16 protein-coding genes, 1 tRNA gene and 2 pseudogenes are annotated in these 14,347 nt (G+C 69.8%); 11 read left to right on the top strand and 8 right to left on the bottom strand.

Annotated elements, in window-relative coordinates; all coding sequences use genetic code 11:
- A pseudogene (locus AOK11_RS09855) lies at positions 1–261 on the bottom strand (hypothetical protein); the annotation flags it as partial.
- 85 nt (positions 262–346) lie between these two features.
- Between AOK11_RS09855 and AOK11_RS09850 the strand changes: the two are divergent.
- The 4 genes from AOK11_RS09850 to AOK11_RS09835 all read left to right on the top strand — a co-directional run bounded on the left by AOK11_RS09850 (position 347) and on the right by AOK11_RS09835 (position 4,107).
- On the top strand, positions 347–697 hold the full coding sequence (locus AOK11_RS09850) for a metallopeptidase family protein (protein ID WP_055593280.1): 351 nt from the start codon (positions 347–349) through the stop codon (positions 695–697).
- 95 nt (positions 698–792) lie between these two features.
- Complete coding sequence (locus AOK11_RS09845) at positions 793–1,341, top strand: hypothetical protein (RefSeq protein WP_055593279.1); 549 nt, start codon at positions 793–795, stop codon at positions 1,339–1,341.
- A 238-nt stretch (positions 1,342–1,579) separates the two neighbouring features.
- The gene (locus AOK11_RS09840) at positions 1,580–3,880 is read left to right on the top strand and encodes a DEAD/DEAH box helicase (RefSeq protein WP_055593278.1); all 2,301 of its coding nucleotides are present in this window, start codon (positions 1,580–1,582) and stop codon (positions 3,878–3,880) included.
- 154 nt (positions 3,881–4,034) lie between these two features.
- Positions 4,035–4,107 (top strand) — tRNA-Lys (locus AOK11_RS09835).
- A gap of 218 nt (positions 4,108–4,325) precedes the next feature.
- On the opposite strand, the pseudogene AOK11_RS46695 reads toward AOK11_RS09835, so the two are convergent.
- Both AOK11_RS46695 and AOK11_RS09830 read right to left on the bottom strand, forming a co-directional pair.
- Positions 4,326–4,442: pseudogene (locus AOK11_RS46695) on the bottom strand (tyrosine-type recombinase/integrase); the annotation flags it as partial.
- 80 nt (positions 4,443–4,522) lie between these two features.
- A complete protein-coding gene (locus AOK11_RS09830) occupies positions 4,523–4,783 on the bottom strand; it encodes a GntR family transcriptional regulator (RefSeq protein ID WP_055593283.1) in 261 nt (86 codons plus the stop codon).
- A gap of 160 nt (positions 4,784–4,943) precedes the next feature.
- Here AOK11_RS09830 and AOK11_RS42740 point away from each other — a divergent pair, with 160 nt between their 5' ends.
- A complete protein-coding gene (locus AOK11_RS42740) occupies positions 4,944–5,114 on the top strand; it encodes a hypothetical protein (RefSeq protein ID WP_157869314.1) in 171 nt (56 codons plus the stop codon).
- Positions 5,115–5,546: 432 nt separating this feature from the next.
- Here the strand turns inward: AOK11_RS42740 and AOK11_RS09825 are convergent, their stop codons facing one another.
- Both AOK11_RS09825 and AOK11_RS09820 read right to left on the bottom strand, forming a co-directional pair.
- Complete coding sequence (locus tag AOK11_RS09825; RefSeq protein WP_055593277.1) at positions 5,547–6,293, bottom strand: hypothetical protein; 747 nt, start codon at positions 6,291–6,293, stop codon at positions 5,547–5,549.
- Entirely contained in the window at positions 6,290–6,676 is a 387-nt protein-coding gene (locus tag AOK11_RS09820; RefSeq protein WP_055593276.1) for a hypothetical protein, read from the bottom strand. Before AOK11_RS09820 ends, AOK11_RS09825 begins: the two co-directional genes overlap by 4 nt.
- Positions 6,677–7,562: 886 nt before the next feature.
- Here AOK11_RS09820 and AOK11_RS09815 point away from each other — a divergent pair.
- Genes AOK11_RS09815 through AOK11_RS09795 form a run of 5 tightly spaced genes read left to right on the top strand, consistent with a single transcriptional unit; the run spans position 7,563 to position 11,734 of the window.
- Positions 7,563–8,111: an RNA polymerase sigma factor gene (locus AOK11_RS09815; protein ID WP_206188808.1), complete on the top strand. Its 549-nt coding sequence runs from the start codon at positions 7,563–7,565 to the stop codon at positions 8,109–8,111.
- The gene (locus AOK11_RS09810; RefSeq protein WP_055593275.1) at positions 8,108–8,935 is read left to right on the top strand and encodes a hypothetical protein; all 828 of its coding nucleotides are present in this window, start codon (positions 8,108–8,110) and stop codon (positions 8,933–8,935) included. The genes AOK11_RS09815 and AOK11_RS09810 overlap by 4 nt, the downstream gene beginning before the upstream one ends.
- Before the next feature lie 35 nt (positions 8,936–8,970).
- Positions 8,971–9,777, top strand: a complete 807-nt coding sequence (locus AOK11_RS09805; protein WP_055593274.1) for an ABC transporter ATP-binding protein — start codon at positions 8,971–8,973, stop codon at positions 9,775–9,777.
- On the top strand, positions 9,774–11,165 hold the full coding sequence (locus tag AOK11_RS09800) for a hypothetical protein (protein WP_055593273.1): 1,392 nt from the start codon (positions 9,774–9,776) through the stop codon (positions 11,163–11,165). Before AOK11_RS09805 ends, AOK11_RS09800 begins: the two co-directional genes overlap by 4 nt.
- Positions 11,162–11,734 carry a hypothetical protein gene (locus AOK11_RS09795; protein ID WP_055593272.1) on the top strand — a complete coding sequence of 191 codons (573 nt, stop codon included), beginning with the start codon at positions 11,162–11,164 and terminating at the stop codon, positions 11,732–11,734. Before AOK11_RS09800 ends, AOK11_RS09795 begins: the two co-directional genes overlap by 4 nt.
- 398 nt (positions 11,735–12,132) lie before the next feature.
- On the opposite strand, the gene AOK11_RS09790 is transcribed toward AOK11_RS09795, so the two are convergent.
- Positions 12,133–12,675 (bottom strand): DapH/DapD/GlmU-related protein, encoded by a 543-nt coding sequence (locus AOK11_RS09790; protein WP_055593271.1) that lies wholly within the window; start codon positions 12,673–12,675, stop codon positions 12,133–12,135.
- 103 nt (positions 12,676–12,778) lie between these two features.
- On the opposite strand from AOK11_RS09790, the gene AOK11_RS42735 reads away from it, so the two are divergent.
- On the top strand, positions 12,779–12,952 hold the full coding sequence (locus AOK11_RS42735) for a hypothetical protein (RefSeq protein ID WP_157869313.1): 174 nt from the start codon (positions 12,779–12,781) through the stop codon (positions 12,950–12,952).
- A gap of 299 nt (positions 12,953–13,251) precedes the next feature.
- On the opposite strand, the gene AOK11_RS09785 is transcribed toward AOK11_RS42735, so the two are convergent.
- A complete protein-coding gene (locus AOK11_RS09785) occupies positions 13,252–13,617 on the bottom strand; it encodes a hypothetical protein (protein ID WP_055593270.1) in 366 nt (121 codons plus the stop codon).
- A 1-nt stretch (position 13,618) separates the two neighbouring features.
- Entirely contained in the window at positions 13,619–14,104 is a 486-nt protein-coding gene (locus tag AOK11_RS09780; RefSeq protein WP_055593281.1) for a TetR/AcrR family transcriptional regulator, read from the bottom strand.
- Positions 14,105–14,347: the final 243 nt, after the last annotated feature.

The raw sequence follows: 14,347 nt of genomic DNA, 5'->3' as shown, positions 1-14,347 counted from the left end.
CAGGGTCATGGTCGTGTCCATGGGGCCGACGGGGACGCGCACATTGCCCACGATCAGCAGGCCGAGCCAGGCGCCCAGCAGGACGACGGCGAAGAGTCCGACGACGCGTTTCCAGGGGCGGGGGGGCAGGGCGGCGAGTGTGGTGGTGACGGCCGTCGCCGTGGCGGCGGGGCGGCGGGAGCGGTGACGGCGGGTGAGGGCTCGCGGGACCCTTCGGATGCGGTGATGGAGGTTCCTTGCTGCGGAGGGGACGCGTGCCATTGATCCCGTATGCCCATGCGGCGCGCCGGATATGCGGGACGTCCGGCGGCACTCGTACGGATGGGTCATGACTGACAATGGCCCTGTGCTGGAGATGACGCGTGGGGAGTTCGAGGAACTGGTCGCCGAGGCGCTCGACCGGATCCCGCCGGAGCTGACGCGGCTGATGGACAACGTCGCGGTGTTCGTCGAGGACGAGCCGCCGGCGGACGATCCCGAGCTGCTGGGGCTGTACGAGGGGACTCCGCTGACCGAGCGGGGCGAGTGGTACGCGGGGGTGCTGCCGGACCGGATCACCATCTACCGGGGGCCGACCCTGCGGATGTGCGAATCCCGGGAGGACGTCGTCGCCGAGGCGGAGATCACCGTGGTGCACGAGATCGCGCATCACTTCGGAATCGACGACGCCCGGCTGCACGCACTCGGCTACGGATAGGTCACCGGCGTGTCACCGGTGTGCCGACGGCGTGTCCTCTTGCGGGTGGCGGGAGTTGGGCAGTCCGACCCAGCATCCCGACCGGAGGTGGCCTCGTGCGCCCCTTGTACGTACCTGTCCGCCTGGCCGCCACCGTCCTGGCCGTCGTCGCCGCCGCCGGCTGCATGAGTGTCGGTGGGGAGGGGCCGGCCGGGGCGGAGCCGTCGTCTTCCGCGGGCCGTTCGGAGAGCGAGGTGCCCGACGGGGGGCCCGAGGTGCCGGGCGGCAAGGGCGGTCATGGTGCCGCGGCGGCCGAGGGCGGGAGCGAGCACCGCGAGGGCGGCGGCAGGAAGGGCGAGCGGGGCCAACGGAAGAAGGGCGGGGCGGGAGCCTCGTCCGTCGCCGGGGTGTCGCCCTCCCCGGGGACGAGTGGGCCGGTGCCGGACGACGGCGGGCCGGGTGCGCCGGCGGGGCAGACCCCTGACAGCCGGCCGGAACCGCCGGAGCCCACCCGGCCGGCGGATCCGGAGCCCACACAGGCGCCGCCGGAGCCCTCGGTCCCGCCGGAGCCGACGGCCGCGGAGCCGTCCTCGTCGGCGCACGAGCCGCCGGAGGTCCAACTGGTGCACCGGGAGCCCGCACCGGAGGCGGGGGCGCCGGTCTAGGAACCCGCTCCACGCCTCGTCCCACCGCTGTGAGCTCCCGGTTTGCTTTTGGGGGTACAGGGTGCGTATGGTGGCAGATCGTTTGATCCTATTTGCCCGGCGCCACTGCAGAGCGCGCCGTGTGGCGCGTACTCTCCCCTTACCGTGGTGGACCGCATCGAGGCGGTCATATTGCGAATTGCGAATCACGGAGTTGACGGGCGCGTGCCGAAGAGACTCCGGAAGGTTTCGCATTCGTATGCCCATCGCCAGTACTGATCACGTCGTCGTGCCCGAGAACACCGAGGACACCGACATCACCACCGTCGTCACCCCTGACGTTGTCGCCGACATCGCGGATGTCGTGGACGTCGCGGACGTCACCGACGACGTCGACGGCGCGGACAGCACCCCCGACCTCGACGTCACCGACGACGTCGACGGCGCGGACAGCACCCCCGAGCTCACCTTCGCCTCCCTCGGTCTTCCCGAGGGTGTCGTGCGCAAGCTCGCGCAGAACGGCGTGACCAGCCCCTTCCCGATCCAGGCGGCGACCATCCCGGACGCCCTGGCCGGCAAGGACATCCTCGGACGGGGCCGTACCGGCTCCGGCAAGACCCTCTCCTTCGGTCTGCCGACGCTGACCACGCTGTCCGGCGGCCGGACCGAGAAGCACAAGCCGCGCGCCGTCATCCTGACGCCGACGCGTGAACTCGCCATGCAGGTGGCCGACGCGCTCCAGCCGTACGGGGATGTCCTCGGGCTGAAGATGAAGGTCGTCTGCGGCGGCACCTCCATGGGCAACCAGATCTACGCCCTCGAGCGCGGTGTCGACGTCCTGGTCGCCACCCCCGGCCGACTGCGCGACATCATCAACCGCGGCGCGTGCTCCCTGGAGAACGTGCAGATCGCCGTCCTCGACGAGGCCGACCAGATGTCCGACCTGGGCTTCCTGCCCGAGGTCACCGAGCTGCTCGACCAGATCCCGGCGGGCGGCCAGCGGATGCTGTTCTCCGCGACCATGGAGAACGAGATCAAGACCCTCGTCGACCGGTACCTGAAGGACCCGGTCCACCACGAGGTCGACGCCGCCCAGGGCGCCGTCACGACGATGTCGCACCACATCCTGGTCGTGAAGCCGAAGGACAAGGCGCCGGTCACCGCGGCCATCGCCTCCCGCAAGGGCCGCACCATCATCTTCGTCCGTACCCAGCTGGGCGCGGACCGGGTCGCCGACCAGCTGCGCGAGGCGGGCGCCAAGGCCGACGCGCTGCACGGCGGCATGACCCAGGGCGCGCGGACGCGGACGCTGGCCGACTTCAAGGACGGCTACGTCAACGTCCTGGTCGCCACGGACGTCGCCGCGCGCGGTATCCACGTCGACGGCATCGACCTGGTGCTGAACGTGGACCCGGCCGGCGACCACAAGGACTACCTGCACCGGGCCGGCCGTACGGCGCGGGCCGGCCGCACCGGCACCGTCGTGTCGCTGTCCCTGCCGCACCAGCGGCGCCAGATCTTCCGGCTGATGGAGGACGCGGGCGTGGACGCCATGCGTCACATCGTCCAGGGCGGCGCGGCCTTCGACCCGGAGCTCGCCGAGATCACCGGCGCCCGGTCGATGACCGAGGTCCAGGCCGAGTCGGCGGGCAAGTCGGCCCAGCAGGCCGAGCGCGAGGTCACCCAGCTCACCAAGGAACTGGAGCGGGCGCAGCGCCGGGCCTCCGAACTGCGGGAGGAGGCGGACCGGCTGGTCGCCAGGGCCGCCCGCGAGCGGGGCGAGGACCCGGAGACGGCGGTGGCCGAGGCGGCCACCGAGGCGTCGGCCCAGGCCGAGATCTCGCTGCCGGAGCAGCAGACCGCGCGCGACACCGAGCGCTCCGACCGCCGGGACGGCTTCCGTCGCGACGACCGCGGCGACCGCCGTGACGGTGACCGTGGCGGCCGTCCGTTCGAGCGTCGTGACGACCGCGGTGGCTTCAACCGCGACCGTGACCGCGGCGACCGTCCCGGCTTCCGCCGCGACGACCGCGGTGGTGACCGTGGTGGCCGTTCGTTCGAGCGTCGTGACGACCGCGGTGGTGACCGTGGCGGCTTCCGTCGTGACGACCGCGGTGGTGACCGTGGTGGTGACCGTGGTGGCCGTCCGTTCGAGCGTCGTGACGACCGCGGTGGTGACCGTGGCGGCTTCCGTCGTGACGACCGGGGTGACCGCGGTGGTGACCGTGGTGGCCGTCCGTTCGAGCGTCGTGACGACCGCCGTGACGGCGACCGTGGCGGCCGTCCGTTCGAGCGTCGCGACGACCGCGGTGGCTTCAACCGCGACCGTGACCGCGGCGACCGTCCCGGCTTCCGCCGCGACGACCGCGGTGAGCGCAGCGAGCGCCCCGGCCACCGTGGCAGCAGCGACCGTCCGGTCAACCGCGACCGCCAGGGCGAGCGCCCCGGCTTCCGCTCCGGCGCCTCCCACGACCGCCCGTACGGCCGTCGTGACGAGCACCGCGGCGGCGGCTCCTTCGGCCGCCGCGAGGACAAGCCGCGCTGGAAGCGCAACGGCTGATCCCGGCACACCGGACTGACGTGGCAGGGCCCGTACGACACCCGTCGTACGGGCCCTGCCGCATGCGGAGGGGACACGTCCGGGGCCCGTCGCGCCGATACCCGATCAACGACGCGCCCACGTCCCGCTATGCTCGTGGAGGCAACATCGCCTGGGGCCCTTAGCTCAATTGGCAGAGCAGTGGACTTTTAATCCATTGGTTGTGGGTTCGAGTCCCACAGGGCCTACCGGACCCCTCGGGGTCGTGACCCCCGCTGACCTGGTCAGACGGGGGTTTCGCCGTCTCAGGGGCCTGGCCGTCGGCCGAATCCGTAGCCGAGGTGGTCACCGAGTGGTCACGCTGGCCCGCTGCTGGCCCGACCGGCGCGGTCTTCCTGGCGCGAGGCACGAGGGCCGAGGTGCGGTCCGCAGCATCCCGCCCGACTCCGCCGAGCAGATGCGAGTACGTGTCCGACGTGATCGAGATGGAGCTGTGACCGAGCTGCTTCGACACGATCGCCAGGTCGACGCCGGCGGTGAGCATGATTGACGCCTGACCACGGCGCAGGTCATGAAGCCGCACTCGGCTCGTCGACCGCCCCCGCACCCGGGCATGATCGGCCCCGGCACCCCACCGCCGGGGCCTTGCCGTATCCGCGGGCCCTACTCGCTCTCGCCGTCGGGCAGAGCGATTACGAACACGCCTTTGCCCTGCACGCCCTGTACGACACCTTCCGCCGCGAGCAGCTCCAACGCGCTTTTGATGGTCCGCCGCGACACCGCGCCCCCGGTCTCCACTTCCAACGCCGACTGCGAGGGCAGACGCCGGCCGACCGGGATTTCACCGCGCCGGATGCGGTCGCGCAGCACGTTGGCCAGCTGCACGTACATAGGCGTCATGGCGTCCCGGTCAAGCTCGATCATGCTGCGACCGTAGGAGGACATCCCTACCAGGCATAGATCGAGTTAACCCGTCTGATGACGTACCAAGGCGTACTAAGTTGCCGTACAGTCCCACACAGAAGGCCCCCGCGGCCGTCCAGGGCCCGGGGGTATGGCCACAGCTGCACAGGAGCAGTGACGCATGGATCGTAGAACACCGGCCCCCACTCAGGCTGCCCCCGTGTGCGCCGAGTGCGTACGGCTCAGCAACGAGCAGCAGGCCGCGAACGCCGAGGGTGACTACTCGCGTGAGTCCGACTGCCGGGTCCTGCTCGCCCGGCACCGTACCGCCGAGCACGGGGGCGAGCGGTGACCGCCCCGCAGGACGACGGCACCTCCGTCCCGGTGACCTTGATGACGATGAGCGTCACGAGGGTTCGGAACGGGAAGATCGTCGAGCGACGGACCGAGGTGCGCGTTCGCTCGGATCTGCCTCTCAGTCCGCATGATCTGTCGTCGGCGTGGCCGCCATGCCAGTGCCCGCGCCACCGCGATAAGTAAGCCAGCACTCGACCGCGTCGCCGACCGCGTCGAACCTTCCGGGGCGGCTCGCCCTCGCATCCCGCGTCGAGGGCGAGCCGCTTTCTGCGCTTCGCGCTGTGCCTGAGTTGAGATGTCGAACGTCTCCCTCAACGGCACGGGAGCCTCGTGCGTTGCCGTCGTTCCTGAGCCCAGCGTCGTTACCCGATCGGTGGCCACGCTGAAAATGCTTCATGAGTGAGACTGATCCTGCCGACGTTGACTGCTACGAGGAGGTCGCGTACAGAATCGATATCAAGATGCCGAGTAGAACGCCGACGCCGAACCACCGCCATCGTCCTTCCCAGTCGGGGAGAACCACCGGGGGAGGCGGGGCCACCCTTGCCTCGACTCGTTTCGCGATGTCAGTGAGCGACCTGGTCACCTGCTCAAGCCTGGCCGGCTGAGTGCTGTCACCCTTCAGGTTGCCGACCTGCTTTGTCGCCACACTGAGAATTTCCAGGCTGCTTTCCAGCCGGGTGGCGAGCCCGCTGAGATTGCTGTCGTCGTGGTGGCCGAGAACCCTCTCCAGGCGTCTGACAAGCAGGTCGAGCGCGTCAAAATCGAGCTTCGTGGAGGCCTTGGACAGTCGGTCTGCGGCGTGGGTCAGCTGGCCGGCGACGTCCTCGTTGATGCTCTGGCTTGCGTGGGTGAGAAGGCCGGCGACGTCCTCGTTGATTCTGTGGGAGGCGCGCGAGATCTGGCCAGCGACATCTTCGTTGATGCTCCGGGCGGCCAAGGAGAGCTGACTGACCGTGTCAGGCGAGATAACACCGTCCCGCAGAGCATCTTCGAGCATCTGCGAAAGTGCGGGCGCGGACTTCCCCAGCTTCGCGAGTGTGGCCTTGGTTTGTTGGTCGATCTCGTGATGGATGTTGATGTCGCCGATGTGGTCACGGCCGACAAAGGCGCCGTCGCCGTAGTTGTTCTGGACGGTGCGCTGCTCCGGAGGCGCCGGGTCGTCGGTGGTCACCGGTCGTCTCGGGTGTTGATGTTGATGTCGCCGTAGTGGTCGTTGCCGATGAAGGCCCCGGAGCCGTGGTTGTGCTGGGAGCCGATGTTGACCGTCTTCGTCGGCGCCGTCGTCTTGAGTTCCTCGATGTCGGCTCGGGCGTCGGGGTGAGCGTCGAGAAAGGCGGCAAGCAGTTCGGTCCAGGCTTCTGTGACAATGCGCCCAGTGATTTCACGCTGGGCCAGGGCTGCCGCGTGCTCGTTCAGCACCTGCAGGGCAGCGGTCTCCTCCTGAGGGTTGCCACCGCGACGGAAGATTGCCGAGATCCGGGTGCGCAAAGCGTCGGCCTGGCCCTGGAGCAGGTAGGAGAGGACTCCGCTGGCGGCTCCTGTACTCACGGCCATGACTGCTTCTCCGTACATGGGACGGTTCCCCCTTCGGCTGGTGGGTGGCGCTCGTGTGGGTCCGTGCGACCTGGTCCAGACCGTCTCGCACGCCAGGGCTGATTGACCGTACCGGCCGTGGCACGGCCCTGGCTGGGAAAAGTGGGGGCGCTGGCCGAAAGCCGTTGTTGGAGGCGTGTTCGCTTCGCCGTAGCCGCCTCTGAGCCCATCGTCGTCACCCGATCGGTGGGCGCGCTGAAAATGGCGCCTGCCGCACCGCAGGCACGCTTTCTTGCCCTCGTCTCTCGCTGCAGCCTCCGACAGCCACCGGGTCGGCCACACCGTACGGCCTAGATGATCAATTCCAAGGGGTCGGGGAGCGAGCGGAGGGTCTCTTAGAAGTCACGAGGCATCATCAAGGGTTCACTTGCGTTCGCCCGTCCAGCCTTCCCCTCGCCTGTTGCACCCCGATGGCCGAGACGCTCTTGGGCTTGACCGCTCCGCTTCACACCCCGCCGTTACCAGCGACGCATGGGAGCGCGGGGACGGGCCCCGGACACTGGCCCGAAGTTCAGCCGATCGATACCTCCTTCACGTGGCTGGACCTACTTACGTGGAGCGACTTCGTGTCGCACACTGAGCGCTTCGGTTGGCGAGTGAGTGCTTCAGTTGGCGGGCTGGACCTTCGGCATCGATTGCGACTGCGAGTCAGTCGGCGTACTTGGTCAGGGCTGCACCGAGAAGGGTGCAGCACCACGAGGCGCCAGGGTTCATCACGAGCCGGATCGCAACCGGCGACCGGGGTTCACGGGGATCGGAATCCTCCACGCGTGGCACTGTGACGCAAACCACGTCAGACGTAGAACCTGTGCGCACCATCGGGCGTCTGGCTGGTGTGAGATCACGTGTGAGAGCACTGGACGAGCTGGACGAGGAGCGCCTCGTCCGGCTGGTGGCCAGAGGTGACCGCGGGGCGTTCGACGAGTTGTACCGGCGCACGTCGCCGTGGCTGGCTGTGCGGTTGCGCCGCCGCTGCGCGGACGAGCAGATCGTCGCCGAGGTCATGCAGGAGACCTATCTGGCGGTGTGGCGCGCGGCCGGCGCGTTCGCCGGGAGCGCGGTCGGCGGGACGGCCGTCGGATGGTTGTGGACGATCGCGGCGCGCCGCCTCGTCGACGCGTTCCGGCGCCGTGCCCACCATGCCGAGCCGCCGGTCGCCGCCGCCGAGCGGGCGGTGGTGCCCGCGGCGGAGGACGAGGCACTGGCCGGGACCGTCGACGGGGACGTCGGTGACGCTCTTCGGCGACTGGCGCCGGAACTTCGAGAGGTCCTGCAGGCCATGGTGCTGGACGGGTTCTCCGTGCGGGAGACCGCCGTCCTGCTCAGACTGCCCGAAGGCACGGTCAAGACCCGCGCCCGCCGGGCCCGGATCGCGATGCGGGAGGCGCTGGCATGAGCGGGGAACACGCGTCGATGCGGCTGCTCGACGACTACGCACGTGGTGATACGGAGATGGCCGTGGACGCGGTGTGGGCGTTGGAGGCCCATCTGGAGACGTGCGCGATGTGCCGGAGTCGTCTGGCGGCCTCCGTGGCCACCGAGGTGCCCGGCATCGCCACGCTCCTCGACACCGTCCGGGCCGGTCTGGAACCGCAGCTGGACGCGGCCGTCAGGACACCCTCGCGGCGACACCGCCCGAGGTGGCTGTCGGCCTGGCTGACGCCGGCCATGGCCCCGTGGCTGGCCATGACCGTCGTGGTTACCCTGATGGCGCTGCTGCTGGACTCGCTCGCGCCGCCTACGTTCTTCGGCGACATCTCTCCCGTGCTGGCGATCGCACCCGTGCTGCCGCTGTGTGGTGTCGCCGCATCGTGGTCGCGCGGCCTGGACCCGGCGTACGAACTGACGGCCTCGACCGCCCGAGCCGGCCTGCCCCTGCTCCTCAGGCGCACCACGGCGGTTCTCGTGGTGGTCCTGCCCGGGCTCCTGGTGGAGGGCTGGCTGACCGGAACCATGACGGCCGCGCAGTGGCTGCTGCCCTCCCTGGCCTTCACCTCCACCGCCCTGGCGCTGGGCAGCCTGGTCGGCGTGACCCGCGCCGCCACCGGGCTGGCGGTCGCGTGGGGCGTCGTCGTCGTGGCGCCCACGTGGGTCACCGGCCACGCCCCCCTTGCCCTGCGAATTGTTTTCCAGCCCGACCAACTGCCCGTGTGGGGGCTGCTCCTCGCGCTCGGCATCGGCGCCGTGATCGCCCGCAGAAACGCGTACTCAACGCTGTGAAACCATCGTCGACCTTCGAAAGGGACCACCGCACTATGCCCACCACAAACGCGGCCGACACCGCGCCGAAAACCTACGCCTGGGAGATCCGGGCCAGCGGCCTGAGAGTACGCGTCGGACGCAAGAAGATGGCCGTCGACGGACTCGACCTCTGCCTGGGCATCGGCACCCACGGCCTCCTGGGACCCAACGGAGCGGGAAAGACCACCCTGATCCGGACGCTGGCCACCGTGCTGCGCCCCACCGAGGGCGAACTGGAGATGCTCGGCACCTGCGTGGGCGCGATGGCTGACTACCGGGCCCTGCGCCGCCGGATCGGCTACCTGCCGCAGGATTTCAGCTACTACAAGCGCTTCACAGTGCGTGAGTTCGTCGAGTACATGGCCTGGTTGAAGGAGGTTCCGAAGGCAGCCGTCCCCGCGGCCGTCCAGCGGGCCGTGGAACGGGTGGGCCTGGCGGACCGCGCCGACCATCGGATGAAGACCCTGTCCGGCGGCATGGTGCGGCGGGCCGGCATCGCTCAGGCCATCGTCAACGATCCCGCGGTGCTGCTGTTGGACGAGCCGACAGTCGGCCTGGACCCGGCGCAGCGGTTGCGCTTCCGCGAGCTGTTGCAGGGACTGGGCCGCGACACGTGTGTGGTCGTCTCCACCCATCTGGTCGAGGACGTCGCGGCCGCCTGCTCCGACGTGGTGCTCTTCGCCGACGGCCGCCTCGTCTTCCAGGGCACGCCGGACGACCTGGCCGCGGCGGGCGGCCCCGAACACCCGGGCGGCAGCCCCCTGGAGCGCGGCTACTCGGCGCTGCTCCAGGGCTCCGAGCAGCCGGGAGGCACCTGGTGAACGCACGTGTCCTGCGCATCGAGCTGAAGCGCTCCATCGCCCCGTGGCCCGGCGCCGTCGTCCTGGCAGGCAGCCTGGCGGTCCTCCTGCTGATCGACGGGATCTGGTGGCAGGGTGACGCGGGATGGACGGCCCAGTGGACCTCCATGGCCCTGTGGACCCGGTACCTGCTGAGCTTCTGGTGGCCGCTCGTGGTGGGCCTGGGGGCGGTGTACGGGCTGCGCGACTCCCGCTCGCGGATGACCGAACTGCTGACGACCACGCCGCTGCCGGCCTGGCGCCGTACGGCGCTGCCGGCCGGCGCAACGGCACTCGTGCTGGCGTCCGGCTTCGGCCTCCTGGTCCTCGTGGGCGGAGTCCAGGTGGCCCTCGGCGCCACCGCCTACACGAGTCTCGGCTGGCTGCCGATCTCTCTGGTGGCGGCGCTGTCCCTCGTCGCGGGGGCCGTGTTCGGCATGGGCCTCGCGCGGGCCGTGCCTTCTGCGCTCACCCCGCCGGCCCTGACAGTGTTCTTCTTGCTGACGACCCTCTCCCTGCGGCCGAGCCATGATGAGGCACTGCCGTCGAGCGTCGCGCCGAACCGGCTCGCTCTGCTGCTCCCGGCGACTGCGGAGCCGCGAGAGATGCTGCTGACTCTGTCCGGTTCCGTGCACCTCGGCCAGACGCTCTGGCTGCTCGGCCTGCTCGCCACCGGTTTCGCACTGCTGTCGGCCGCGACCCTCCGAGCCCGACTGCTCGCGGTGGCCCCCGTCCTGGCCGGCGCGGCCCTGGCCCTGCTGATCCTCCCGGCCACTCCGCGCGACACCTACGTCATCGACAAGGCCGCCGCCACCCTGGTCTGCGACGGGCCGGTGTGCGTGACGCAGGCAAACCGCTCACACCTGCCCGAACTCGCGTCGCGCGGCAAGGACGCGCTGCGCGTGCTGCACGACGCCTTGGGCGACAAGGCACCGAACTCGGTGCGGGAGGACACCCAGCTGCGCGCGCTCGGCGACGAACGCCAACTCTCCGGCGACGCGGTGCTGGTCGACTTCGACGACCCGCTGATCGCCCATGCGACGGGGGCGGAACTGACCCGCCTCCTGGTCGCCGAGGGCCTGGTACCGAACTGCGCACCGCGCACCCCTTGGGAGGGCGGGGGGCAGGTCGACATCCCCGCACAGAGCATCGCCGCGAGCTGGGCCCTGGGCGATCACCAGTTCAAACCGCTGCAGACGCCGGACTCCTACGCGTACTCGCAGCGTGAACAGGCGGACGCCGACATCGTCTGGCAACGGCTGATGGCGCTGTCACCGGCCGAGCAACGCTCGCGGATGGCCGAGGTACACGCCGCCGCCCTCTCCTGCACGGAGTACACCGAGGTGTTGGCGGGGAAGGCGTCGCAATGAGGTGGCTGATCCTGTACGCCCGTTCACGACAGGTGCCCACCTCGACCGCAGCGGTCGCACTCGTCGCGCTGGCGGCGTGGACCTTCAACCAGGACGGCGCGGGCCCGATGAGCCTGGGGACCGCGGTCCTGATCCTGACCGCGAACGTGGCGGCCGCTTCCGTCGGGCTCGGTGGGCAGGACGCCGCGCTGGATCGGACGGCCGCGATCCGGTGGATGCCCCGGCGGGCGGCGCACGTGCTGCTGGCCGGCGCGGTCGCCGGGGCGGCGCTGCTGGCGGTCCAGGCGGCGGGAGCCAAACTCGCCCCGGCCGCGCTCGTCGTCCGCGACAGCGCGGGCTTGGTCGGCCTGGCCGCGCTCGGGGCGGTGCTCTGCGGGGCACAGTTCGCATGGACCCTGCCGGTCGGCTGGCTCGCGTTCACCCTCCTCGTCCCGGTTCCGCCCGGCATCGCGGGAGAGGTGAGCAACTGGATGATCATTTCCCCCGCTACGACGGCGTCCGCCGCGACCGCGTGGGTCCTGCTGGCGACCGGCACCGTGCTGTACGCCGCAGCAGGACCGAGACGGTAACGGACACGCTCCGCGCTGGGCGCTTCAGTTGGCGAAGCCCGCCAACTGAAGCGCTCAGTGTGCGACACGAAGTCGCTCCACGTAAGTAAGTCCAGCCACGTGAAGGAGGTATCGATCGGCTGAACTTCGGGCCAGTGTCCGGGGCCCGTCCCCGCGCTCCCATGCGTCGCTGGTAACGGCGGGGTGTGAAGCGGAGCGGTCAAGCCCAAGAGCGTCTCGGCCATCGGGGTGCAACAGGCGAGGGGAAGGCTGGACGGGCGAACGCAAGTGAACCCTTGATGATGCATCGTGACTTCTTACACCTTGGGCTGGAGCCAGTTGCTTCGGGGAAAGACTCCAGGCTTCCGATGTGGTTATGGCTGCCCGCAGTTGGGCTCTGCATGGCCCCGAAGAGGCCGTCACCACTTTCGGTGCATGGTTGCCTTGCTGCCGGTCACCAAGCTTGCCGGCGGAACGTCATCGGCCACGACCGCGCCAGCGGCAACCACGGCGTCACGGCCAATGCTGACGCCGGGCAGGATTGTGGCACCGGCACCGATCCACACATTCTCCGCCACGTCGATGGGGGCGCCTGTGAGGTACAGCCGCCGCTCCTCGGGATCAACCGGGTGGCCGCTGGTGATGAACGTGACCTTCGGTCCGATCATCACGCGCTCGCCGAGCCGGATACCGGCATAGTCCAGGAACGTGCAGTTCTGGTTGATGAAGACGCGCTCGGCGAGGTCGAGGTTCAAGCCATGGTCTGTGTAGAAGGGCGGATAGATCGTGACTCTCGGCGGCAGTGGCTTGCCAAGGATCTGCTCGAACAGTTCCGCCTTGCCCGCTTCGTCTTCGAAAGGCAGGACGTTCAGGCGGGAGGTGAGCTCGGTGACCCGCAGGACCCTCTCGGCCATGGCCTGGAACTCGGCGCTGCGGATGCGCATGAGACGGTCGCTGGACATGCCACGATCCTTTCTGTGCACCGGTGGCGGGACAAGACTCACCGGATGATCAAAGCCAAGAGGTGTCGACGGAGACGAGAACGAGGGCGTCCAAGATCGTTTTGTGACGAACAACCTGGACGCTCTCGCGACGGCAATCTATGTGAAGACCGACGACCTGCTGAAGGAGTTCCGGGTCAAGGCCCCGTCCGGCGTTGCAGTCGCCGAGGCGGGGCCGTCGTCGTGTCGGCGGCGCGGTGGTCACGTGGTCACGGGAGTGGCCACGGATGCGCTGTAGAGGGCCGACACAGGCCGGTACCGGGCGGTGGAGCCCTAGCCCGCTGACCTGCGAGGGAAGCAAGGAACGTCACCGGGCATCACCCGGCGGCACGTCTGAACCTGAACTTTTAATCCATTGGTTGTGGGTTCGAGTCCTACAGGGCCTACCGAAGCAGGGGAGGGGAGACCCTCCGACCTGCAGTGCAGCGCCCCGACCGGTCGAACGCGGTCGGGGCGCTGCGGTGTTCGGGGGCTCACGGGTGCGCGCCGGGCGGAAGTCCGGGCGGGCGGCCGGTGTTCTGTCGCGCGCAAGGGCGTTCAGTCGCGGGCGATGGACTGTTCGATGAGGTGGACGGTGGCTCTGGGGTCGTCGACTTCGAGGATGAGCCGGTCATAGTGCTCGGCGTCGGCGAGCTGGATGACGATCGCCTTCTCCGGGTTCTTCACGCCCCAGAACAGGCGTTCACCGCCGCGGCGGAAGCGGCCGGCGGTGATCAATCCGGGAAAGTACGTACCGCCGACCCGGACGCCCTTGGGTTCCCGGGCGATGCCGGGGTCGTGCGTGGCGCCGCGCACGTGGGCGAGGGGGACCTCCAGGCGGCTGCTCAGCGTCCAGAGCTTGTCGAGGCCCTGGAACTCGGCGGTCAGCAGGCCTCGTTCACGGTCGATGGAGATCAGGGCCATGTCAGTGCTCCTTGGAGGGGGTCGGCCGGGCTCGCAGCCGCAGGCGGGTGCCGAGGACGGTGGAGGCGAGCTGAGGGGCGTCGTCGCCGTGGGAGGGGCGCAGGGCGTCCTCCAGTGCCGTGATCCCTTCCGCGACCAGCGCGGCGACGTCCGGGTCGTGGGGTGCGCGTTCGGCGGCGGAGAGGAGCAGGAGCCCGGCCGCCGGGCCGTTGTCGTACGACGCGATGGCCGTGGTCAGGGCCTGCTCGGGGTCGGTGAGCGTGGCGATGGCCGCGGTGGTCGGGTGGATCTCGTGGTCGATGTGCGTGCGGAGAGCGGTCAGATGCAGGCTCCGTTTGGAGCCGAAGACCTTGTACAGGCTGCCCCGGTGGATGCCGGTGGCGGTGACCAGGTCGTCGACCGAAGTGCCCTCGTAGCCGTGGGTGGCGAAGAGGACGGCTGCGGTACGGACGGCCTGCTCGGTGTCGAAGGCGCGTGGTCGTCCCATGTCCATGACCGTACGGGATTAAAGAACGATCGGTCAAGAACGACCGTTCTTTAATGAGTGGGTGGACGGAAGAGGGCGGGGGGGGGGGTGGTGGATGAGGGGCCGGGTGGCCGGCGGCCTCCCCTCCCGGGTCACGTCGTGAGGCGGCGGTAGGCCGCGCGGGCGTGGGCCAGGCGGGCGGCGGTCGTGCCGGCGACGGTGGCCGTGAGCAGGCAGCCGAGCCAGAGCGTGTCCCTGGAGCCG

The sequence above is a fragment of the Streptomyces hirsutus genome (assembly GCF_001418415.1).
GTDB lineage: Bacteria > Actinomycetota > Actinomycetes > Streptomycetales > Streptomycetaceae > Streptomyces > Streptomyces hirsutus.
Note: the sequence above shows the minus strand (reverse complement) of the source record. Positions and strands in the feature narration are given on the sequence as shown.